Here is a 22,190-nt window from a genome sequence, read left to right on the forward strand (position 1 = left end):
TTCATTCTCCTTTTATGTATCTTATATTTTTTCTATTTACCAAAAAATTTATTTTTTCTAGTTTATTTATAAGAAGAATTGCAATATCTCTATTTGTATTTATTAATTGTCTAAATTCTCCTAGAGTTATTCCTTTTTCCTTATTTTCTTCACTTTCAAAATACTCTTTTAATAGTTTCATACTTTCTTTGAAATATCCAGAAAGAATAAATCTATTCTCACCTAAATATTCTAACATATTTTCCTCTACCATATATTTATGAATGGATTTTATGTTATTTAATTGATAACCTTTTTTTATTAAACTTTCCTCTATTATCTCATATTTATATGGTAAAAATCTAGCATTTTTATATATACTAAAAATTTCTTCTTTTATTTTTTTGTCATCTTTAGTAAGTTTTATTTTAAAATCTATAAGAGAGATTTTTCCTTGAATTACTTTTATTTTTTCTAATAATGTAAGTTCATCTATAATTTCTTGTATGTTTTCTATTTTATTAGAAAAAAACTTTTTTAATTCCTTTGTATCAATCCCTTTTTCTAAATAATTTTTTTTATGATAATCTAATAAAAAATTTAAAATTTTATCTATATTTATCTCTTTATTTTTATTTTCAAGACCTAATAAAGTATTTTTTAACTCCTCAATATATTCGCCGTATTCTATAGTTTTTTTTCTTACTTTTTTTCCAAAAACTTTTAAAATTTTTATTCCACCTAAAGTTACAAGTGGAGAATAGTTTCTCATTATTCCTAATTGATTTTGGAAAAAATAATTTTCTTTTTCTAAAATTATTTCACATAAAAAATTATTTTTAGATAATTCTTCCAATACTCTTATTTTTCCTATAATTTCAGAAGTTCCAACATAAATTCTTATTTTTTGATTAGGTTTTATTTTATTTCCCTCAATTAAAGAAAGATACACATTTATAATTTCAGTAGATTTTAAATTATTTTCACTATATAAAAAATCTCCCCGTCTAATATCCTTATAATCAATCCCCGAAATATTTAATGCACATCTATTATTTTTTTCAATATATTCTAATCTTTCTCCATGTTGCTCTATATTCTTTATTTTTATTTTAGTCTTTTGAGGATAAATATATAAAAATTCATCTTTATTTATTTTCCCCTCTCCTATACTTCCTGTAACAACAGTTCCAAAACCTTTAGGAGAAAAACTTCTATCAATATACATCAAAAAATTTTTATCTAAATTTTTATTTTTTATTTTTTCTACATCAAAAAATATCTTTTCTTTTAATTTTTCAAAAGATTTTATATCATCTATAGAAGTTTCTAATATAGGTAAATTATCCATAAAAGAATTTTTAAAAATTTCTCTTATACTTTTTTTTAACTCTTTTATTTTCTCTTCTGTTACTAAGTCTTTTTTTGTTAGAACTATAATTCCATTTTTAATTTCTAGAAATTTTAAAATATTAAAATGTTCCACAGTCTGAGGCATAATCCCGTCATCACAAGCAATAACAAAGATTATATACTCGATACCACTTACTCCTGTAAGCATATTTTTTATAAATTTCTCATGTCCAGGAATATCTACTATTCCAATTTTTTTACCTTCTTTTTCTAAAAAAGAAAAACCAATATCTATTGTCATTCCCTTTTCTTTTTCCTCTGGTAATCTATCAGCATCTATTCCTGTCAAATATTTTATAAGTGTAGTTTTTCCATGGTCAATATGTCCAGCAGTTCCTATAATTACACTCATTATATCTCCATTTCTTTATAAATTGAATGTATAATTTCTCCTAACTCTTCTAACTCTTCTTCAAATACTGTTTTCATATCAAGAATAAATTTTTTATCCTCTATTCTTCCAATTACAGGAATATAATTTTTTCTAAAATTTTCTTCTAATTTATTTGGAGAAATTTTACTTTTTAAAAGTATTCCAAAACTTTCAATAAATTCTTCTGGCATACTTCCACCACCAATAGTTGCTTTAGTTTCTATAACTTCATTATCAATATTTTTATCTTTTAAAATTTTAGAAAACTTATTGGCTCTTTCTTGTACTTTATCTATTTTTTCTGTAATCATTCTTAAAGTTGGGATATTTTCTACAGCTTCCTTTTCATTTTGGTAGATAGAAAATACTTTTTCTAATATAGCTATAGTGATTTTATCAACTCTTATAGCTCTTAAAAATTGATTTTTCTTAAGTCTTTCAATATATTCTTTTTTTCCTACAATAATTCCAGCTTGGCAACCTCCAAGAAGTTTATCTCCACTAAAAGTAACTATATCTATTCCACACTCTAAACTTCTTTTAATTGTAGGCTCATTTTTTACACCATACTTTGAAAATTCTATTAAATTCCCACTTCCTATATCTTCAATAGAAATTATATTGTGTTTTTTTGCCACTTCAGAAAGTTCTTCTACTGTTGTTTCATGAGTAAATCCTTGTATTTTATAATTAGATGTATGAACTTTTAATAAAACTCCTGTTTTCTCTGTAATTTCTCTTTCATAATCCTCTTTATAAGTTCTATTTGTTGTTCCTACTTCTGATATTTTAGCCCCTGCAAATTTTATAATTTCAGGAATTCTAAAACTTCCTCCTATCTCTACAAGTTCCCCTCTTGAAATTATAACCTCTTTATCTTTAGAAAATTCATTTAAACAAAGAACCACAGCAGCAGCATTATTATTTACCACTAAAGCTCCTTCACTTCCTACAACACTACAAATCAATCTTTCTAAATTTTTATATCTACTTCCTCTTTTTCCAGTTTCAATATCATATTCAAGATTGTTATAACCAGATAAAATATTTCCTACAATATTTCCTATATCTTTTGGAAAAACACTTCTTCCTAAATTTGTATGAATAATTGTTCCTGTACAATTAAAAACTTTCTCAATATTTTTTCTTTTTTCTATTTTTAACTTTTCTATTATTTCAATTAAAATTTTATTTTTTAAATCTTCTTCACCAGAAAAATCTTCTAAATCTTTTAAAATTAGATTTCTATATTTTTCTATAGTTTCTTTTATACACGACAAAAAAGTGTAGTAATCTACACTTTCCTTATATTTTTCTAATTTTTTTTCACTTAAGATGTAGTCAATTTTTGGTAAAGCTCTTAATAATTCTCTCTTCATTATTATCTCCTTGAAGCAATAGTTATCTTACAATAATTATAAAATCTTTTAAATTTTCTACACTTCCTACTATTGCAGATTTTATTTTAAGCTCTCCTAACTCTTTCATAACATCATTTACATATTGAACAGGTATTGAAAATAAAAGTCCTCCAGATGTTTGTGGGTCAAATAAAATCTCTTCCATTTCAAAAGGTATATTTTCAAATTTTACTTTTCCCTCTAAAGATTTTCTATTTTTTTGTCCACTTCCTGTAATATAAAATTCTTTAGCATATTCTTTACTACCACTTAAGCAAGGAATATATTGAGACTCTATTACAAAAGTTTTTTCTGAAGCACTAGCCATTTCATATAAATGTCCTAAAAATCCAAATCCTGTTATATCTGTACAAGCTGTAACAGGATATTTTGCTATTATTTCTCCAGCATATTTATTTAAAGTCGTCATATTTTCAATGGCTTCTTGAATTTCATTTTCTTTTACAACTTTCATCTTTGAAGCAGTTGTAATTATCCCTGTTCCTAAAGGTTTAGTAAGGATTAATATATCTCCCTCTTTTGAACCATAATTTTTAAAAATTTTATTAGGGGAACAGATTCCTGTTACTGATAATCCATATTTTATCTCATTGTCATGAATAGAATGTCCACCACTTAGGACAGCACCTGATTCATAAATTTTTTCAGCTCCACCTCTTAAAATTTCTTCTAAAACTTTTATATTTTCTTTTTCTGGAAAACAAACTATATTCATTGCTGTAATAGGTTTTCCTCCCATAGCATACACATCACTTAGGGAATTAGCAGCAGCAATTTGTCCAAAAATATATGGGTCTTCCACCATTGGTGTAAAGAAATCTAAAGTTTGAATAAGAGCTATGTCATCTAAAATCTTATATACTGCAGCATCATCAGACTTTTCATATCCAACTATTAAATTTTTATCTTCCTTTACTGGAATTGTTTTTAATATATCTGAAAGAACCTCTGGTCCTATTTTACTAGCTCAGCCACCTATTGAACATCTATCTAATAATAGTTTCATTTTTCTCACCTCATTATAAAATTACATTTAATTATATCATACTTTACTAAAAATTTCTTTTTTATTTTTTTTACCTAGATATAATATAATTCCATTTATAAAATATGATGAGATAGAAATATAATTTCCCACACTTCCACCAACCATTTTTCCAATTAGTGCAACAACTCCTCCTACAACAATAGAAGTTATTACTATCTCCTCTTTTGCTCTAAATCCAAAGATTCCTAAAAATGTTGGAACTATAAAAGCTCCTGAATAAATTGAAAGAGCTAATAGAAGAGTTGCTAATATATATTTCATTTTTATAGCTACTAAAATTGATAAAAATCCAAATACAACTATTAAAATTCTTGTTACAAAAATAGAATTTTCTTTTTTCAAATCTTTTATAAATACTTGAGCAAATAGAGATGAAGCTGTAAGTAAAGTTGTATCAGCTGTAGAAATAACAGCAGATAAAATTCCAAAATATAAAGCTAATGCTAAAAATTTTGTTAACTTTTCTTGAGCTATAACCAAAAGAACAGAATCTCCCACTCCATTTCCACCAAAAATTTGTTGCCCATATATTCCTATTTTTGCTAAAATATAAGACAATGGTAATAAAACCAAAATTGTTAATATTATGGAATTCTTCATTGTTTTTTCATCTTTTGCACAAAAAAGTCTTGAATAAATATCAGGTCCAACGACAAAAGTTGTAGAATAAGAAAGCATCATAACTATTAAATCTATAATTTGAAATTTTTCATTAAACATAGGAGCAACATTTATAGTTATTGGCTCTTGATTTATAAATAAAAATGTTGAAAGAACTCCAAAAATGATAAATCCAAGTTGGACTACATCTGTTTTTATAATTGAAAGTTGTCCACCTAATAAAGTATAAATAATAAAAATAACCCCACTTAAAATCACTCCCTCTGTATAAGTTAGAGTTGTCATTATACTTATTATTTTAGCTGCTCCCATAATTTGAGAGGCTATTACTCCAAGCCAAGCTATTGGAATTAAAAGAGAAGCTGCTTGTTGTACTTTTTCTCCATAAAAACTTCCAAGCATACTTGGTAAATTATATCCTTTAAAATCTTTTATATATTTTACAAGAGGTAAAAGCCCACAGAAACCTAATGAAGCACAAATAACCAACCACATTCCAGCCCAACCAGAAGAATATCCAAAATCAACACTTCCTAGTATAACAGAACTTCCTACAACAGAGGCCAATAAACTTCCTGTAACTTGAATTATTCCAGCTTTTTTTCCAGCCACAAAAAAATCTTTATCATCTTTTATTTTTTTAAAAGAAAGTCCTCCCATTAATAACATAATTAAAAAATATAAAAATAAAAATTGTTTATTCATAAAAATTTCTCCTTTTTTGAAATACAAAAAATTATATCATATTTAAATTTAATTTTTTATTTTTTATTTTAAAGAGGTTTACATTTTTATTTTAATGTTATTTTATTTTACTCATAATTGACTTATCTATATATAAATTGTATAATATATTATTGAAAAATAATTACTTATTGAAAAGAACAATTTATGTTATTTTATAAATTTTTAAAGGTGGTACTTAAATGAAAAAAAAGATTTTGCTTCTTTGCCTTTCTCTTTTTATTTTAGGTTGTTCCAATCAAGATACTAGAAAAAATATTGACAAAGAAAATACTCTAACGGAAAAAGAATATTTAAAAAAATATGGAGATACTCTGTCTTTAGAAGAAATTTTAGAGATAAATAGAGACAGAAATTTAGATTTAAAGATAAAACAATTAGAAAGAGAAATTGCTACTTTAGACAAAAAAATTACCTTTGGAAATTTTTTGCCTTCAATTAATATTTTAGGAGGCTATACAAAATTAGATAATAATATTGATATAAATATTGATACAAGTTCTCTTACTAGTTTTTTCCCAATCCCAATACCTCCAGGAATTTTACCTAATTCACTTTCTTCAAGACTTGTTGATGAAAGTTTTTATACTTATGGAGTAGGAGCACAAATTCCTATTTTCGTTCCATCATTATGGTTTTTATATTCTGCTAGACAAAAGGGAGAAAAAATTAGTGAGCTTGTAGAAAATCTAACAACTAAACTTACAACTTTACAAGTTACAGGAGAATATTATTACATTTTAGCTCTACAATCTGAAGAAAAATATTTGCTAGATGATTTAAAGGCAGCAAAAGAGTTAGAAAGAAAAGCTAAAGTTTCTTTAAAAGTTGATGCAATACTACCTTGGGAACTTGATAAAGCTTCTACATTAGTAAAAGCTAAAGAGTCTTCTTTAAGAAATAATCAAAGAGATTTATTAGTAGCTAAAATGAATCTTATGAAATCTTTAAACCTTAGTCCTTTGACTAATTTTACTTTAGAAGATGTTGAAGTTGGAAATATCTCTCCTCTTCCTCCTCTAGATGAATGTATATTTCAAGCAATTTCTGGAAATGAAGTTTTAAAAATTACTTCTCTTTCTAAAGATATTAGTAAAGATGTTAAAAAAATTGCTATATCAAATTTTCTACCTAAAATAATTTTGGGTGGTGGCTATATAAATAATAGTAATGAAATTTTTGCTGACCCAAGCTTTTTATATGGAAATGTAAGTGGAATTTTATCAATTTTTAATGGCTTTAAAAATGTAAATGAATATAAAAAAGCTGTTAGACAACAAAAAATATCCGAATTAAAATTGGAAAAAGAATTTTTAACAACAGTTATTGAAACTACAAAAGCTTATAATAATGTTGTAAAATCTATGGAAATGTGTGAAATAGCAAATCTTAATTTTAAAGCTGAAGAGGGAAAACTTAGACAGAAAAAAGTTGAGAAAAAAGTTGATATGATAGATGATGAAGAATATTTTAAAACTTTAGCTAGTTATAATCAAGCTTTAAGTCTAAAGAAAAAAGCAGATTTTCAATATGAAATTGCTCTAGGAGCTTTAAATATAGCTATGGGAAAAGAACCTCTTAAGAAGGGAGAGAAAAATAATGAAATATAAATTTTTAGGATTTTTAATGTTTTTAATTTTAATATCTGGTTGTAAAAAAGATATCGAACCTACTATTAGACCTGTAGAAACTTTTCAGGCAACTTTAATTCCAAAAACTTTAGAATATCAATATCCTGGAGTTGTATCTCCTGAGAAAGAAGCTAATCTATCTTTTAGAGTAGCTGGACCTATAGATGAATTTAATGTGGAAATTGGTTCTTTTGTTAGTGAAGGAACTATAATTGCTAAACTTGACCAAAGAGATTATAATTTACAATTAGAAGCTTTTAAAAATAAAGAAGCTATGGCCAAAAATGGATATGAAGCAGCTAAAGCTATATCTGACAATGCAAAAAAACAATTTGCTAGAGTTGAAATCTTATATAAAGAAAAAGCTATTACAAAGAAAAAATATGATGAAGCTTTAGCTAGTTACAAAGCAGCTATTTCAAAAGAAAAAGCAATGTTATCTCAATATGACGAAGCTAAAAAAGGTGTTGAAAATTGTCAAAACCAATTAAAAGATACTTATTTAATAGCTCCTTATGATGGTTATATTCATAAAAAATTTGCTGATAATGGTTCTATTGTAGGGGCAGGTTTACCTGTAGTAGGTATTTCATCTTTAGGAGAAACAAGAGTAAAAATTAATATTTCTGAAAATGATATAGATAAATTCTTGGATATAAAAGAGGTTTTCTTTATCCATAACGATAAAAAATATCCTCTTAAATTATCTGAAGTAAGTAGGGTTAAAAGCACTCTAAATTTAACTTATCCTGTTATTTTTAATTTTGAAGAAAATTCTGATATTCCCATAGATTCTCAAGGAATTGTATCTATAATTTTTGATTCTACAGATGAAACAGGAATTATAATTCCAGCTGAATCTATTTTTGAAAAAAATAATGAACCTAACGTTTGGATATATAAAGACGGAGTTGTAAATATTAAAAATATTAAAATTGTTAAGCCTTATTTAAATGGAATGGTAATTGTAAAAAATATTAATCCAGGAGATAAAGTTGTAACTAAAGGTGTTCATGAATTATCTGAAAATCAAAAAGTAAATTTATTAGAGCCTTTTTCTAAAACTAATGTAGGAAATGTTTTATAGAGGTGGCTTATGAAATTTATAGATTACTCAATTAAAAATACAATTGTTGTAAAATTTATGGTTTTCCTTTTAGTAATAGGAGGATTATTTTCCTATTTTAAACTTGGAAAATTAGAAGACCCTGAATTTAAAATAAAAGAAGCTTTAGTAGTTACTTTTTATCCTAATGCTGATGCTCATACTGTAGAATTACAAGTCACAAATGAAATAGAAGAAGCTTTACAAAAAATTCCCAATATAGATTTTTTACAAAGTGTATCTAAACCTGGTTACTCTCAAGTAAAAATAAAATTAAAAGAATCTTTACCTAGTGAGGAACTTGAACAATATTGGGATAATTTAAGAAAAAAAGTTGAAGATGCTAGAATAAATTTGCCTTTAGGTGCTTTACCTCCTATTGTGCTAGATGATTATGGAGCTGTTTATGGAATTTTTCTAGCTGTTACAAGTGATGGATATTCTTATTCGGAGCTTAGAAAATATACTGATTACATCACTAAAGAATTAAACTCTATAAATGGAATCGCTCAAGTTACTCAATTTGGAAAATTAACTGATGCTATTGAGGTTATAATTGATAGAGAAAAAATAAATTCTATGGGACTAAGTCCAAAACTTATTGCTACTTCCCTACTTAGTGAAAATATTATAACAGGTGGAGGGACTATTGATTATGGAAATTTAAGAGTCAATCTTAGACTTAATAATAAAGTTAATACCATAGAAAAGCTAGAAAATCTTATAATATTTTCTAAAAAACTTCCTGATGGAAATGATGAAATTGTCCGTCTAAAAGATATTGCAACTTTTAAAAGAGATTATATAAAGCCTATATCTCAAAAAATGTTTTATAATGGCAAAATGTCTATGGGAATTTCTCTTTCTCCAGAAGCTGGAAGTAACATAGTAAAAACAGGAAAAGTAATTGATAAAAAAATTATTGAATTAAAAGAAAAATTACCAACAGGAATAAACATTGAAAAAATTTATTATCAACCTGATTTAGTTACATCAGCTATAAATAATTTTATATTAAATCTTATTCTCTCAATAATTACTGTTGTAGGAATATTACTTCTTACTATGGGAGTAAAAAGTGGCCTTATAATTGGAACTAACCTTGTACTTTCAATTTTAGGAACTTTAATTTTTATGCTTGTTATGAAAATTGACATGCAAAGAGTTTCATTAGGTTCTTTTATAATTGCTATGGGAATGTTAGTTGATAACTCTATTGTTATAGTTGATGGAATTTTGGTAAGAAGAAATTATGGAATGGATATGGAGCAAGCTCTTTTAGAATCTACTCATAAGCCAGCTCTTCCTCTTTTAGGAGCTACATTTATAGCTGCTATTGCATTCTTACCAGCTTATTTAATGGCTAGCTATACTGGAGAATATGTAAGTTCTTCTTTCTGGGTAATTGGAATTTCTCTTATGTTAAGTTGGATTTTATGTCTTACTCAAACTCCTGTATATTGTAAATTATATTTAGAAGATGAACCTATCACTACTCCTAGTGAGAGAGAAGAAAAAATATATAATAAATTGAGAGATTTATTATATTATTTATTAAACAGAAAAAAATCTACTCTATCTATTTTAGGACTGGCTTTTATAGTTTCTCTTTTAATTTTTATAAAAATTCCAAAAACTTTTTTCCCTGATTCAGATAAAAAAGGGTTTACTATGAGTCTTTGGGCACCAGAAGGAAGTAAAATAGAAGTTGTAGAAAAAGCCACAAAAGAACTTGGAGATTTTTTACAAAAAAATGAAAATGTAACAAAAGTAGTATCTACAATTGGAGCTTCTCCTGCTAGATATTATGTTTGTACTATCCCTGAAATGCCAAATTCATCTTATGGAGAACTTATAATCAATATTGATAAATTAAAAAATCTTAAAAAAGTTTCAGACTTAGCTCTTGATTATGCAAATAAAAATTTATCTGGAATAGTAGTTACTTCAAAAAAATATCCAAATGGAGTTCCCACTGAATATCCAATAGAAATAGCTTTCTCAGGACCAGACCCTCAAATTCTTAGAGATTTAGCTGATAAAACTATTGATATTGTAAAAAAATCTCCATATATTTTAACTGCCAAAACAGATTGGAGAAATAAACTTTTAGTTTGGGAAGGAGATTATTCTCAATCAAAAGGTATTCGAAATAATGTAACACCTATTGATATTACAACAGGTCTTATGAGAACTACAAATGGAATTCCTATTGGAAGAATTCAGGAAAATGATAACTCTGTGGCTGTTGTCTTAAAAGAAACTAGTGACATTGAAAATCAAATCAATAATATTAATCAAACTCCTATTTGGGGAGTAAATATGCAAGCTTTACCCCTTTCAAATATGTTAAACAATGAAAAATTAACTTTTGAAGAGGGACAAATTTGGAGAAGAAATAGAGTAAGAACTATTACTGTTCAATGTGATATTCCTATGGAGGTAAATGCTGAAGAAGTAAGAGCTGAATTTAAAAAAGAGATAAATTCTATATCATTGCCAAAAGGATATAAACTTACTTGGTTAGGTGAATATGAGGAACAAACAAAAAATGTCTTAGCTCTATTAAAAGCTGTACCTCTACCTGTAATTATAATGTTTACTATTTGTGTTTTACTTTTTGCTAGTATAAAAATTCCTCTTTTAATATTCTCTGCTCTTCCGTTAGCTCTTATTGGAGTAGCACCTGGATTATTTATTACTGGTAAAAGTTTTGGATTTATGTCTACTATTGGATTAGTTTCTCTTTCTGGAATGATGATAAAAAATATGATAGTTCTAGTTGATGAAATTAACTATGAAATTAATATTTTGAAAAAAGATAAATTTATAGCACTTATTGATTCTGCTATCAGTAGAATTAGGTCTGTAACTTTAGCTGCTCTTACTACTATTCTTGGAATGATTCCACTTTTATGGGACCCATTATATGGAGATATGGCAGCAACAATTATCTTTGGATTATTTGTTTCTACTGTATTAACTCTATTTATTTTCCCTGTGGCATATGCTGTATTTTTTAATATAAAAGAGAAAAAAGGTGAAAGTAATGTTTAATATAAGAGAGATGATACCAAATGATTGGAAGTTTGTAAAAGAAATTTATGAACAGGCTCTTATAGAGGGAAAATCAACTTTTACTAAAAAATCCCCAACTTTTGAAAATTGGGATAAAAATCACTTAAAAAACTGTAGATATGTACTTGAAAAAGATAAAAAAATTATAGGTTGGTGCTCCCTAAGTCCTACTTCTTCAAGAGATGTTTATAAAGGTGTAGTAGAAATTAGTATTTATATTCATCAAGAATATAGAAATATTGGAGCTGGAAAATTTTTACTTAATTATTTAATCAAAGAAAGTGAGAAAAAAGGTTATTGGTCTTTAATATCTTCTATAATTAGTAGTAATATAAATAGTATAAAATTACATGAAAAATGTGGTTTTCGTCAAGTTGGATATAGAGAAAAAATAGCAAAGGATATTTTTGGAGTTTGGCAAGATACTTTTTTATATGAAAAAAGAAGTAAACTAATATTTTAAATCAATAAAAAGAGGTTGTTACAAATTCTTTATTATAAACTGTAACAACCTCTCTTCTTTTATTTCATTAAATAAAATTTAAAAATACTTCCCTCTTGCTCTTTAGATTCAATTTTTATCTCTCCACTAAACTGTTCAACCACTTCTTTAACTATTGATAAACCTAAACCTGTTCCACCTAAATTGCTTGTTCTAGCTTTATCCACCCTATAAAATCTTTCAAAAACTTTTTTTATCTTGTCTTCTGGAATTCCAATTCCATTATCTTTTACACAAAATTTATACCTATCTTTTTCTTCATAGACAAATATATCTATTTTTGGTATTGATGAATGATTATAAATAATTCCATTTTCAACTAAATTTTTTAAGATAAGAATTAGTTTCTCCCTATCAGTATTTATAAATCCTTGATTATTTGGAAATAAATTCCAATGAAAATCTATATTGGCATTTTTTTCTTTTTTTATAATCACCACACTATCGTTTACTTGTTTTTCTATTTTATAAATTTCTTCAGGAATAATTTGTAAAATTTTAGAATTTTCAATTTTAGAAATATTTAAAAAATCTATTATAGTATTTTCTAATTTTACAACATTATTTTCTACAATATTTAAAAATTTTTTTCTAATTTCCTGTGGAGCATCTTCTAAAGCGATTAAATATCCTTTTATATTTGTTAATGGAGTCTTCAATTCATGACTTACATTACTTATAAAAGTTTTTTGGACCTCTACTGTTCTTCTGATATTTGTTATATCCTTTATTGTAATCAAAAATTGATTATTCTTTTTTATTTTTTTTATATTTATTATAAAATATTCTTTAATACCATTAATATATATTTCTTGTCTAATATCCTTTTTCTCTTGTAAACTTTTTTTAATTACACTAATAATTTCTATATATTTAAATGCCTTAATATATTCCTTATTATCAACAATCAATAGATGATTTAATGAATTATTTTTTAAAACAAATTTTCCATTTTCATCAATCAACCCTATAAAAGCATCTACTGAGGTAATTATCATTTTTAATAACTTTTTATCATAATCTAATTTTTCTATATTATCAAGATTTCTTTTTTGCCACTCTTTTAAAACTTCCCAAAATTCTAACAACCATTTTTCTTCTTTCTTGTAGTATAAAAGTTTTTCAGTATTTCCTTTTTCAAGATATCTTTTCATCTTTTTTATTTTATTTTCAAAATCTCTTTTTAAATAATTTATATAGAAAAAATGAATTATACAATTTAATACAATAAAAAAAGTTGTAAGAATCGTAGCAAAATATATAAGTTGCTCCCTTTTATCAGAATAATTTGTAGAAGTTCTTATTATATACTTATCTTCACTTCCATATTTAACAGCATAGTAAGCATAATATTCTCCTAAAGTTTTACTTTTTCTTATATGGAATCCCTCATCACCAGCTAAAGCTGATATAACTTCTTGTCTATCAAGGTGGTTATCCATTGAGTTTTCATTTCCTTTAGAATCGAAATAAACTTTTCCTTCATAATCAATTATAGTAAATCTTATATTACTATCTGAAAATAGTTTTCCATATTCTTTAAAAGGTTTTCCTTGTGATATAAGAGTTACTAAAAGACTATCTTCTTTTAATATTTGTTTTTCCCTCTCTTCATATACCTTTGAAAGTAGTTCATAGTTAAAAATAACAAAGATTATTTCAAAAAATAAGATTATTATCCCTGTTATTATTTCTTTTCTTTTAATTTATAACCAACTCCTTTCACAGTGTGAATAGAATCTGATAAAAGAGGAATTTTTTCTCTTAGTTTTGAAATATATACATCTACAGTTCTATCTCCTGTATAATAATTACTATTCCAAACTTCATCTAATATTTTTTCTCTAGTTACTACTAAACCTTTATTTCTAACTAATAATAGCAATAAATCATATTCTTTCTTAGATAATTCTATCTCTTCTCCATTAACTAATACCATATGAGTATCTACATTTATCTCCATATCTAAAAAATTATATAAATTTTCTTCTTTTTGCTCTTTTTTCTCATCTTTTAATAATTTTTTTACTCTTAAAACTAATTCTCTTGGATCAAAAGGTTTTTTTAAATAGTCATCTGCCCCAATTTCTAGCCCCTCTAACACATCTTCAATTTCAGTTTTGGCTGTTACCATTATTATTTTAGGATTTCCATATTCTTCTGGCAAACTTTTTACTATTTTAGTAAAACTTTTTCCATCTATTCCAGGTAACATTAAATCTAAAATTACAACATCACTTTTTTCTTTTTTTAAAATTTTTAATGCTTTTAGTCCATCATCTATTTTATCTACTTTATGATTTTCCTTTTCAAAAAAATATGTTATTAACTGTTGTATTTCTAAATCATCTTCTACTACTAAAATTTTTGCCATTCTTTCACCTCTAGTTTATTATAACATAAAGTAACTCACTTAAAAAATATTTTTAAGTGAGTTATATAAAATCCTATTTATTTTGTTTATACTATCTTTTAATAAATCCTTCTGACTCTACTATTTTTTGTCCATCTAAGGAAATAGCAAATTCAACTAATCCTTTTAAAGTTCCCTCTCTATTTGTTGGAACATACCAATAAATTTCTCTTGCTATTGGATAAGTTTTATTAGAAACATTTTCTCTAGTTGGTAATACTCCATCAATTGCTAGAGCATAAACTGAATTATCCATATATCCCATTCCAATATATCCTATTGCATATTTATTAGATTTTACTTCTTGTTTTATTGCTTCATTTGAAGGCATGTATAATGTTTCATTCCCATATTCTAAATTATTTTTTTCTCCACCTCTAACTACATGCTCTTTAAAAAATTCATGAGTTCCTGATGATGAATCTCTTGATAAAGGAACTATTTTAGAATCTTCTCCACCTATTTCTTTCCAATTTGTTATCTCTCCTCTAAATATTTTTCCAAGAATTACTGAATCTAAATTTTTAATAGGATTTTCTTTATTTACTATAATTGTTATTCCATCAAATCCTAATACAACTTCTTCTATCTCCAACCCTAATTCTTTTGCTTTATCATATTCTTTGGATTTCATAGGTCTTGAAGTCATAGCTATATTTGTAGTTTTATTAAGTAAAGATGAAACTCCAACTCCAGAACCTCCTCCTGTTACAGCAATTTTAGCCTCTGGATTTTTTCCCATATATTTTTCTGAAAGCCTTTGAGTAACATTTAAAATTGTATCTGAACCTTTTATTTGAACTACCTTACTTCTTTCTAGACAACCTGTTAATAAAATTCCCATAACTAATATAGTTATTAAAAATAATTTTTTCATAAAAATTTACCTCCAAAAATTCTTATTCAAATTTTTTATTCAATTAATATTAAACTTTTCTTGTTAAATTATTATTAATTTAATGTAAAAAAATTGTAAAAAATTTTTTACATTTCTTTTACATTGGATTTACTTGGATTTTACATCTCTGTTGTATAATTCCTCTGTAAACAATTTTAAACTTTTAAAACGAGGTGAAATTACTTTATGAACAATCTACGGAAATTTTTAGATTCATCTGTAAAAAAATTTCTTTTAGCAACAGGAATATTAAACATTGTAATAATATTTCTTATATTCTTATTTATATTTATTAATGGAATAGAATTTTTTAAATATTCCAAAATCTCTGACTTTTTGTTTGGTACTAAATGGATATCTCTTTCTGGAATTTATGGGCTTATTCCTCTATTAGTGGGTTCTTTTTGGGTAACAATAGTAGCTATCTTAATCTCTGTTCCTTTAGGAATTCTTACAGCTGTTTATATTTTTGAATATGCCCCAATAAAAATAAAAAATAATATGAAAATTCTAATTGAAATAATGTCAGCTATCCCTTCTGTTGTTCTTGGTTTTATTGGATTATATGTTTTATCTGGTCCAATAAAAAATATATTTAACTTAAATAGTGGACTTACAAGTTTTACAGGTTCTATTATGCTTGCTTTTATGGCTTTACCAACAATAATAACAATGACAGAAGATGCTCTTAACACTTTAGATACATCATACAAAGAAGCCTCTTTAGCCTTAGGGGCTACAAAAATAGAAACTATTTTTAATGTTTTATTACCAGCTGCTTTTCCAGGAATTTTTGCTGGTGTTATGTTAGGTTTTGGAAGAATTATCGGAGAAACTTTAACTGTTTTAATGGTTACAGGAAATGCTCCAATTATTGCAAACTCTCCTCTTTCTCCTGTTAGAACAATGACAGCTACTATTGCTGCTGAAATGGGAGAAGTTGTTCATGACAGTGAACATTATTTGGCTCTTTTTGCCATTGGAATTATTTTATTTTTAATAAGTTTTATTACAAATACTGTAGCTGATTATTTTATAAGAAAAGCTCGTAACTTAAAAAATTAGAGGTGAAAAATGTTAATAGTTAAAAAAAATAGAGAAAATTTATTTAAATATGCTATTGGAATAACTACTTTCTTAACTATATTACCTATTTTTATCATTTTAGGTTTTATATCTTTAAAAGGAATTATATCTATAAACTTTGATTTCCTATTTTCAATGCCTACAGATGGAATGAGAAGTGGTGGAATATTTCCAGCTATAGTTGGTAGTATTTATTTAACACTTGGAACAATATTATTTTCTGTCCCTTTTGGAATTTTTACAGGAGTTTATTTAGTTGAATATGCAAAAGATACTCCATTAACAAAATTTATAAATTTAACTATTATAAATCTTGCTGGAATCCCAAGTATTATTTATGGATTATTTGGAATGGCTTTGTTTGTTATATTCTTAAATTTTGGTTCATCTATTTTATCAGGCTCTCTTACTTTAGGGATTATGTGTCTACCTGTCATCATAACTTCCGTAAGAGAAGCTCTACTTAGTGTTCCAAATACTTTAAGAGAAGCCTCTTTAGGATTAGGGGCTACAAAATGGGAAACTACTTATAAAGTTGTTTTACCAGCTGCTGCTCCAGGAATTCTTACAGGAATTATTTTGAGTATATCAAGAGCAGCTGGAGAAACAGCTCCAATAATGTTTACTGCTGCTGCTTTCTATTTTCCTTTTTTACCTGAAGGAATTTTTGACCAAGTAATGGCTTTACCTTATCATTTATATGTTATATCTACTCAAGTTCCTAATATGCCTGCTAGTAATATGTATGGAACATTATTTATCTTAGTATTTATAACTATTGGATTTAATTTATTAGGTGCTTTTGTTAGAAATAGATTTAAAAAGAAATATTAATTAGTATATATGAGGTGAATAAAAATTATGGAAAATAATAGAATAGAAGTTAAAAATTTTAATTTTTACTATGGAGATTTTAAAGCTTTAAAAAATATCAATATGCAAATACAAAAAAATAAAGTTACTGCTCTTATTGGTCCATCTGGTTGTGGAAAATCTACTTTTTTAAGGTCACTTAATAGAATGAACGATTTAATCAATGGAACAAAATATGAAGGAGAAGTATTACTTGATGGTAAAAATATCCTTGATGAGTCCTTTGATGTTACAGAATTAAGAAAAAAAGTGGGAATGGTTTTCCAAAAACCAAATCCTTTCCCAAAAAGTATATATGACAATATTACTTTTGCCCCTATTTTACATGGAGAAAAAGATAAAAATAAATTAGATGAAATTGTAGAAAGTTCTTTAAAAGCTGTGGCTCTGTGGGATGAAGTTAAAGATAAACTACATGAATCTGCTTTAAAATTATCTGGTGGACAACAACAAAGACTTTGTATTGCAAGAGCAATTTCTATAAAACCAGAAATACTTTTAATGGACGAGCCAACTTCTGCTCTTGACCCTATCTCTACATCAAAAATAGAAGAACTTATAAGACAGTTGGAAAAAGATTATAGTATAGTTATCGTTACTCACAATATGCAACAAGCTGCTAGAATTTCTGAATATACTGGATTTTTCTATCAGGGAGTTTTAGAAGAATTTGATAAGACAGAAATTATTTTTACTGCTCCAAATAATAAAAAAACAGAAGATTATATTACAGGAAAATTTGGATAAAAAGAATTTTTATTAATTATATTTTTTAGGAGGAAAAAAATGAGAAATTTACAAGAAAGTTTAAAAGGGTTAAATGAGCATTATTTAGAAATGTTAAAACATTTAAATAGAATGTTAGAAATAAATTTAGAAGCTATACATGATGGAAAAGTATCTTCTAAATTATATGGAGAATGCTTTATAGTAGAAGATGTTATAAATGCTTTTGAAGTTAAAGTAAAAGAAGATTGTATAAATACTATTGCTAGATTTCAACCAGCTGCTAAAAATCTTAGAGAGCTTATAATGCTTATAGATGGAGTAAGATTAATTGAAAGAATGGCTGATATATTAAAAGCAAATTTTAGAGCCATTAAAGATATTGAATCTAATAATCCTGAAATAAATTCTAGATTAGATGGAGCTTTTTATGAATATTTAATAAAAATAAAAAAAATATTTGATTCTTATGTAACATCTTTTGCTACTTCTGATGAAACTATTCTTTATGAATTAATATCTGCTGATGAAGAAATCAATAAAAAAACTGATGAAATAGTTGCTAAAATAGCTAGCTGTATTAAAGAAAATCCAAATGAAACTGAAATTTTATTGGAGGTTGTTTCTTTGGTTAAGAAGTATGAAAGATTTTCTGACCATATAATCCATTTAGTGGTAGATTTAGTATATACTTTAAAAGGTGAAAATCTTAGAAAAAAAGAACTGTTAGAAGAACAAGAAAAATAAAATTTTACTTTTATATAAAAAAGGACTGTTACATTTTATAATAAAATATTTGTAACAGTCTCTTTTATATTTTTTATAAAAATTTTAATTATACTAAAAGATTTTGTTCTGATATTTTTATTTTTAAATCTTTTATAACTTTTTGTACAACCAATAATCCTACTATAAAAGTACAAATATCAGCAAAAGGTTGACAATATTGTAACCCTCTTATTCCAAAAATATTAGGTAAAACAAAAAGAGCTGGTATTAAAAATATTCCTTGTCTTCCCATAGCTACTAATGTAGCCCAGAATCCATATCCTATTGATTGAGTTAACATATTAGCCATAACAATTGAAGCTTGAATAGGTAAAGTTAAACATTGATAACGTAAAGCTATTGTTCCTATTTCTATTACTTCTAAATCTTCTTTTCTAAATAAAGCAATTATCTCTGGAGCAAAAGTAAAACATAAAACTCCTAAAATAGTTAATAGTATAACTCCCACTTTTAAGCAAAAATAATAAGCTTCTAAAACTCTTTCATATTTTTTTGCTCCATAATTATATCCACATACAGGTTGAAAACCTTGTCCAAACCCTATCAGAGAGGAATTTATAAATAACATTATTCTCACAGTAATTGACATTGCTGCTATAGCTGCATCCCCAAAAGGACTTGCACAAACATTTAAGGCTACAGCTGCCATACTCGCTAATCCTTGACGAGAAAGGCTTGGAAGTCCAGCTTTAAAAATTTCTTTATATACCCACGGTTTCAAAGTAAATTTACTAATTTTTATTGTTACATTTTTCTTATTTCTTTGGCTCATAAAAAATAAAATTCCAAAACTTATAAATTGGCTAAATATTGTTGCTATAGCTGCTCCTGATATTCCCATATTAAACTTAAAAATTAATATAGGGTCAAGTATCATATTTAATATTCCACCTGTGACTAATCCAAGCATAGAATAAAAAGCATTTCCTTGTGACCTGTGTAAATTATTTAAAACAAAAGCACAACACATATATGGAGTTCCTATTAAAATATATTTTGCATAATCCTTAGCATAAGGAACTATTGTTGGAGTAGCTCCTAAAATTTTTACAAATTTATCTAAATTTAAAAGTCCTATAATTGACAAAGTTCCTCCTAAAATCAAGGCTGTAAAAAAGGCTGTAGCTGCTGCTCTGTGAGCTCCTTCACCATCTTGATTTCCTAAACTTCTTGATACATAGTTTCCACTTCCCATTCCCAAAGTAAAACCAATTGCTTGTATCATTGCCATAAGTGAAAAATTAATTCCTACTGCTGCTGAAGCAGAAGTTCCTATTTGACTTACAAAAAATGTATCAGCCATATTATAAATAGAGGTTACTAACATTGTTATTATAGTAGGAATCGCTAATCTTGGAATTAATTTTGAAATTTTAGTTTCTGTCATTTTGATATACATATCATTATTCATAATTATCACCAAAAAATTAATTTTGTATACTATTATTATAGCATATTTTTTTAATTTCATAAAATCGTTTATATTAAATATTAAAGAAGTATTTTTTTTAACTATAAAAAAATTACACTTTCTATCTTAAAATTTTAAGATAAAAAGTGTAATATTTTTTTTATTTTTTATAAATTATTTATTTTGATTGTAATGAGCAATTAATTTTTCTACAATACTATCTGATTTTTTTACTACATCAGCAATTTTTACTCTAACTATTTTCTTTCCAGTAAATCTTTCTTCATTTTTTATAGCAACTTCTTTAGTTAATACTACATAATCTGTATTTGCTAAATCTTCAGCTGTTATAACATTTTCAATTCCAATTGCTCCTTGAGTTTCTACTTTTACTTCTACTCCTGCTTTTTCTGCTGCCTTTTTAAGAGCTTCTGCTGCCATATATGTATGTGCTACACCAGAAGGGCATGATGTTACTGCTACTATTTTCATTTTTATTCCTCCAAAATTTTTATTTATATTTTTAGTCGTTATTTTTTATATTTTAGTCAAAATCTAATTCAACTTCTTCTGAATCATCTGCTGCATCTGTAGTTTCTATTTTTTCAACTATTGGTTTCTTTAAAAAGTTTACCATTAATGCTGTTACAAGAGAACCTGCTATTGTTGCTATAACATATCCTAATTTTCCTTCTACTACTGGAAGAACAATCCATCCTCCCCAAGGTGCATGGTTAATAACATTCATAACAAATCCTATTATGTTTCCAACCATTCCTCCTACAACTATTGAAGGTAAAACTCTTAATGGGTCAGCTGCTGCAAAAGGAATTGCTCCTTCAGAAATTCCAATTAATCCCATTAGTATTGCTGCTTTTCCTGCTTCTTTTTCTTCATGAGTATATTTTTTAGGTCCTAATATTGTTGCTAATCCCATTCCAATAGGTGGTGTACAAATTGCAACTCCAACTCCTCCCATTAACCATGGATGTGTATCAACTTGAGTTTGAGCAAATAATGTAGCAACTTTATTTATTGGTCCTCCCATATCAAATGCTGTCATTCCTCCAAGAATAGCTCCTAAAGCAACTTTCCCTGTATCTCTCATACTACTTAACCAGTTATTTAATCCTTCCATCATTAAAGCTATTGGAGTTCCTATAACCCACATAACTATTCCTGAAACTATTAATGTTCCAAATAAAGGACAAATAAATATTGTAGATAAAGATCTCATACTTGCTGGTAATTTTATTTTCTTTAACATATTAACAACATAACCAGCTAAGAATCCAACTATTATAGCTCCTAAAAATCCTGTCTTATATTGAGAAACTGCTATCCAAGAACCAATCATACCAGGAGCTAATCCAGGTCTATCTGCTATAGAGAAAGCTATATATCCCCCAAGAACTGCTGTAAATAATGTAAGTCCTGCAATACCCATATTTGAAATATCTTTTAATATTCCTGTATCAGGTACAGCTCCTTTTCCACTAATCATAACTGCAAGTGAAAGTAAAACTCCTCCAGCAACTATAAATGGTATCATATGGCTTGTACCAAATAATAAATGTTTTCTTAATTCTAATAAAGTATTTTTCATTTTTATCCCCCTATATATAATCTATTTTTTATTCGTTTATTGCTTTTACAATTTCTTCTGTAGAAGTTGCTTTTGTTATTAAATCTCTAAAATCATCATCTAATATTTTTTTAGAAAGATTTACTAAAATATTTATATGCTCATTGCCTGCTGCTGCATTAGGTATAGCTAACATAAATATAAATTTAGCATTTTCATTTTCTTCGCTATCCCATAAAATTTCCTCATTAAGTCTTGCAAAAGCAACAGCTGGTCTTGTTACTGCATCACTTTTACCATGAGGTAACCCTACTTCATATCCAACAGCTGTAGGAGCTATATTTTCTCTTTCAAATAAAGATTCTACATATTTTTTATAATCTTCTACTATTCCCTCTTCTAAAAAAAGTTTTGCCATCTCTTTTATAGCTTCTTCCTTGTTTGAAAAAGTTTTGTCTAATAACACACGATTTTTAACTATTAATTCCATTATA

General features: G+C 26.3%; 19 protein-coding genes. 8 read left to right on the forward strand and 11 right to left on the reverse strand.

The window, feature by feature from the left end; translation table 11 throughout:
• Position 1 precedes the first annotated feature (1 nt).
• The 4 genes from selB to HF862_RS01760 form a co-directional block, all read right to left on the reverse strand.
• A complete protein-coding gene (gene selB / locus HF862_RS01745) occupies positions 2–1,744 on the reverse strand; it encodes a selenocysteine-specific translation elongation factor (RefSeq protein ID WP_170186190.1) in 1,743 nt (580 codons plus the stop codon).
• Complete coding sequence (selA, locus tag HF862_RS01750) at positions 1,744–3,144, reverse strand: L-seryl-tRNA(Sec) selenium transferase (protein WP_170186191.1); 1,401 nt, start codon at positions 3,142–3,144, stop codon at positions 1,744–1,746. Before selA ends, selB begins: the two co-directional genes overlap by 1 nt.
• 22 nt (positions 3,145–3,166) lie before the next feature.
• Entirely contained in the window at positions 3,167–4,144 is a 978-nt protein-coding gene (gene selD / locus HF862_RS01755) for a selenide, water dikinase SelD (RefSeq protein ID WP_370456838.1), read from the reverse strand.
• 84 nt (positions 4,145–4,228) lie between these two features.
• A complete protein-coding gene (locus HF862_RS01760) occupies positions 4,229–5,560 on the reverse strand; it encodes a sodium:solute symporter family protein (protein WP_170186193.1) in 1,332 nt (443 codons plus the stop codon).
• 221 nt (positions 5,561–5,781) lie between these two features.
• Here HF862_RS01760 and HF862_RS01765 point away from each other — a divergent pair, with 221 nt between their 5' ends.
• Genes HF862_RS01765 through HF862_RS01780 form a run of 4 tightly spaced genes read left to right on the forward strand, consistent with a single transcriptional unit; the run spans position 5,782 to position 11,876 of the window.
• Positions 5,782–7,209, forward strand: a complete 1,428-nt coding sequence (locus HF862_RS01765; RefSeq protein ID WP_170186194.1) for a TolC family protein — start codon at positions 5,782–5,784, stop codon at positions 7,207–7,209.
• On the forward strand, positions 7,199–8,317 hold the full coding sequence (locus HF862_RS01770; protein WP_170186195.1) for an efflux RND transporter periplasmic adaptor subunit: 1,119 nt from the start codon (positions 7,199–7,201) through the stop codon (positions 8,315–8,317). The genes HF862_RS01765 and HF862_RS01770 overlap by 11 nt, the downstream gene beginning before the upstream one ends.
• Before the next feature lie 9 nt (positions 8,318–8,326).
• On the forward strand, positions 8,327–11,392 hold the full coding sequence (locus tag HF862_RS01775; protein ID WP_170186196.1) for an efflux RND transporter permease subunit: 3,066 nt from the start codon (positions 8,327–8,329) through the stop codon (positions 11,390–11,392).
• Positions 11,385–11,876: a GNAT family N-acetyltransferase gene (locus HF862_RS01780; protein WP_206038973.1), complete on the forward strand. Its 492-nt coding sequence runs from the start codon at positions 11,385–11,387 to the stop codon at positions 11,874–11,876. Before HF862_RS01775 ends, HF862_RS01780 begins: the two co-directional genes overlap by 8 nt.
• Before the next feature lie 59 nt (positions 11,877–11,935).
• On the opposite strand, the gene HF862_RS01785 is transcribed toward HF862_RS01780, so the two are convergent.
• The 3 genes from HF862_RS01785 to HF862_RS01795 all read right to left on the reverse strand — a co-directional run bounded on the left by HF862_RS01785 (position 11,936) and on the right by HF862_RS01795 (position 15,205).
• Entirely contained in the window at positions 11,936–13,357 is a 1,422-nt protein-coding gene (locus HF862_RS01785; protein ID WP_240934743.1) for a cell wall metabolism sensor histidine kinase WalK, read from the reverse strand.
• A 245-nt stretch (positions 13,358–13,602) separates the two neighbouring features.
• Positions 13,603–14,289 carry a response regulator transcription factor gene (locus tag HF862_RS01790; protein ID WP_170186197.1) on the reverse strand — a complete coding sequence of 229 codons (687 nt, stop codon included), beginning with the start codon at positions 14,287–14,289 and terminating at the stop codon, positions 13,603–13,605.
• 91 nt (positions 14,290–14,380) lie between these two features.
• Complete coding sequence (locus HF862_RS01795; protein WP_170186198.1) at positions 14,381–15,205, reverse strand: phosphate ABC transporter substrate-binding protein; 825 nt, start codon at positions 15,203–15,205, stop codon at positions 14,381–14,383.
• A gap of 207 nt (positions 15,206–15,412) precedes the next feature.
• Between HF862_RS01795 and pstC the strand changes: the two genes are divergently transcribed.
• From pstC to HF862_RS01815, 4 genes are read left to right on the forward strand one after another with little or no spacing between them, the layout of a single operon-like run.
• On the forward strand, positions 15,413–16,291 hold the full coding sequence (gene pstC / locus HF862_RS01800) for a phosphate ABC transporter permease subunit PstC (protein ID WP_170186199.1): 879 nt from the start codon (positions 15,413–15,415) through the stop codon (positions 16,289–16,291).
• 9 nt (positions 16,292–16,300) lie between these two features.
• Positions 16,301–17,146 carry a phosphate ABC transporter permease PstA gene (gene pstA, locus HF862_RS01805; RefSeq protein WP_170186200.1) on the forward strand — a complete coding sequence of 282 codons (846 nt, stop codon included), beginning with the start codon at positions 16,301–16,303 and terminating at the stop codon, positions 17,144–17,146.
• Positions 17,147–17,173: 27 nt separating this feature from the next.
• Entirely contained in the window at positions 17,174–17,932 is a 759-nt protein-coding gene (gene pstB / locus HF862_RS01810) for a phosphate ABC transporter ATP-binding protein PstB (RefSeq protein WP_170186201.1), read from the forward strand.
• Between the two features lie 39 nt (positions 17,933–17,971).
• Positions 17,972–18,658 (forward strand): PhoU domain-containing protein, encoded by a 687-nt coding sequence (locus HF862_RS01815; RefSeq protein WP_170186202.1) that lies wholly within the window; start codon positions 17,972–17,974, stop codon positions 18,656–18,658.
• 88 nt (positions 18,659–18,746) lie between these two features.
• Here the strand turns inward: HF862_RS01815 and HF862_RS01820 are convergent, their stop codons facing one another.
• The 4 genes from HF862_RS01820 to HF862_RS01835 all read right to left on the reverse strand — a co-directional run bounded on the left by HF862_RS01820 (position 18,747) and on the right by HF862_RS01835 (position 22,186).
• Positions 18,747–20,111, reverse strand: coding sequence for an MATE family efflux transporter (locus HF862_RS01820; RefSeq protein WP_240934744.1), 1,365 nt, complete (start codon positions 20,109–20,111; stop codon positions 18,747–18,749).
• Between the two features lie 174 nt (positions 20,112–20,285).
• The gene (locus HF862_RS01825; protein WP_027129299.1) at positions 20,286–20,603 is read right to left on the reverse strand and encodes a PTS fructose-like transporter subunit IIB; all 318 of its coding nucleotides are present in this window, start codon (positions 20,601–20,603) and stop codon (positions 20,286–20,288) included.
• 52 nt (positions 20,604–20,655) lie between these two features.
• Positions 20,656–21,717, reverse strand: a complete 1,062-nt coding sequence (locus HF862_RS01830) for a PTS fructose transporter subunit EIIC (RefSeq protein ID WP_170186203.1) — start codon at positions 21,715–21,717, stop codon at positions 20,656–20,658.
• 28 nt (positions 21,718–21,745) lie between these two features.
• The gene (locus HF862_RS01835; protein ID WP_170186204.1) at positions 21,746–22,186 is read right to left on the reverse strand and encodes a PTS sugar transporter subunit IIA; all 441 of its coding nucleotides are present in this window, start codon (positions 22,184–22,186) and stop codon (positions 21,746–21,748) included.
• Positions 22,187–22,190 lie beyond the last annotated feature (4 nt).

Source organism: Fusobacterium sp. FSA-380-WT-3A (assembly GCF_012843705.1).
Classification (GTDB): domain Bacteria; phylum Fusobacteriota; class Fusobacteriia; order Fusobacteriales; family Fusobacteriaceae; genus Fusobacterium_B.

Excerpts from the sequence above, each read along its gene's own strand:
- selB (WP_170186190.1), bottom strand. The coding sequence starts at position 1,744 with ATGAGTGTAATTATAGGAACTGCTGGACATATTGACCATGGAAAAACT.
- selA (WP_170186191.1), bottom strand. The coding sequence starts at position 3,144 with ATGAAGAGAGAATTATTAAGAGCTTTACCAAAAATTGACTACATCTTA.
- HF862_RS01760 (WP_170186193.1), bottom strand. The coding sequence starts at position 5,560 with ATGAATAAACAATTTTTATTTTTATATTTTTTAATTATGTTATTAATG.
- HF862_RS01765 (WP_170186194.1), top strand. The coding sequence starts at position 5,782 with ATGAAAAAAAAGATTTTGCTTCTTTGCCTTTCTCTTTTTATTTTAGGT.
- HF862_RS01770 (WP_170186195.1), top strand. The coding sequence starts at position 7,199 with ATGAAATATAAATTTTTAGGATTTTTAATGTTTTTAATTTTAATATCT.
- HF862_RS01775 (WP_170186196.1), top strand. The coding sequence starts at position 8,327 with ATGAAATTTATAGATTACTCAATTAAAAATACAATTGTTGTAAAATTT.
- HF862_RS01780 (WP_206038973.1), top strand. The coding sequence starts at position 11,385 with ATGTTTAATATAAGAGAGATGATACCAAATGATTGGAAGTTTGTAAAA.
- HF862_RS01785 (WP_240934743.1), bottom strand. The coding sequence starts at position 13,357 with ATGGATAACCACCTTGATAGACAAGAAGTTATATCAGCTTTAGCTGGT.
- HF862_RS01790 (WP_170186197.1), bottom strand. The coding sequence starts at position 14,289 with ATGGCAAAAATTTTAGTAGTAGAAGATGATTTAGAAATACAACAGTTA.
- HF862_RS01795 (WP_170186198.1), bottom strand. The coding sequence starts at position 15,205 with ATGAAAAAATTATTTTTAATAACTATATTAGTTATGGGAATTTTATTA.
- pstC (WP_170186199.1), top strand. The coding sequence starts at position 15,413 with ATGAACAATCTACGGAAATTTTTAGATTCATCTGTAAAAAAATTTCTT.
- pstA (WP_170186200.1), top strand. The coding sequence starts at position 16,301 with ATGTTAATAGTTAAAAAAAATAGAGAAAATTTATTTAAATATGCTATT.
- pstB (WP_170186201.1), top strand. The coding sequence starts at position 17,174 with ATGGAAAATAATAGAATAGAAGTTAAAAATTTTAATTTTTACTATGGA.
- HF862_RS01815 (WP_170186202.1), top strand. The coding sequence starts at position 17,972 with ATGAGAAATTTACAAGAAAGTTTAAAAGGGTTAAATGAGCATTATTTA.
- HF862_RS01820 (WP_240934744.1), bottom strand. The coding sequence starts at position 20,111 with ATGAATAATGATATGTATATCAAAATGACAGAAACTAAAATTTCAAAA.
- HF862_RS01825 (WP_027129299.1), bottom strand. The coding sequence starts at position 20,603 with ATGAAAATAGTAGCAGTAACATCATGCCCTTCTGGTGTAGCACATACA.
- HF862_RS01830 (WP_170186203.1), bottom strand. The coding sequence starts at position 21,717 with ATGAAAAATACTTTATTAGAATTAAGAAAACATTTATTATTTGGTACA.
- HF862_RS01835 (WP_170186204.1), bottom strand. The coding sequence starts at position 22,186 with ATGGAATTAATAGTTAAAAATCGTGTGTTATTAGACAAAACTTTTTCA.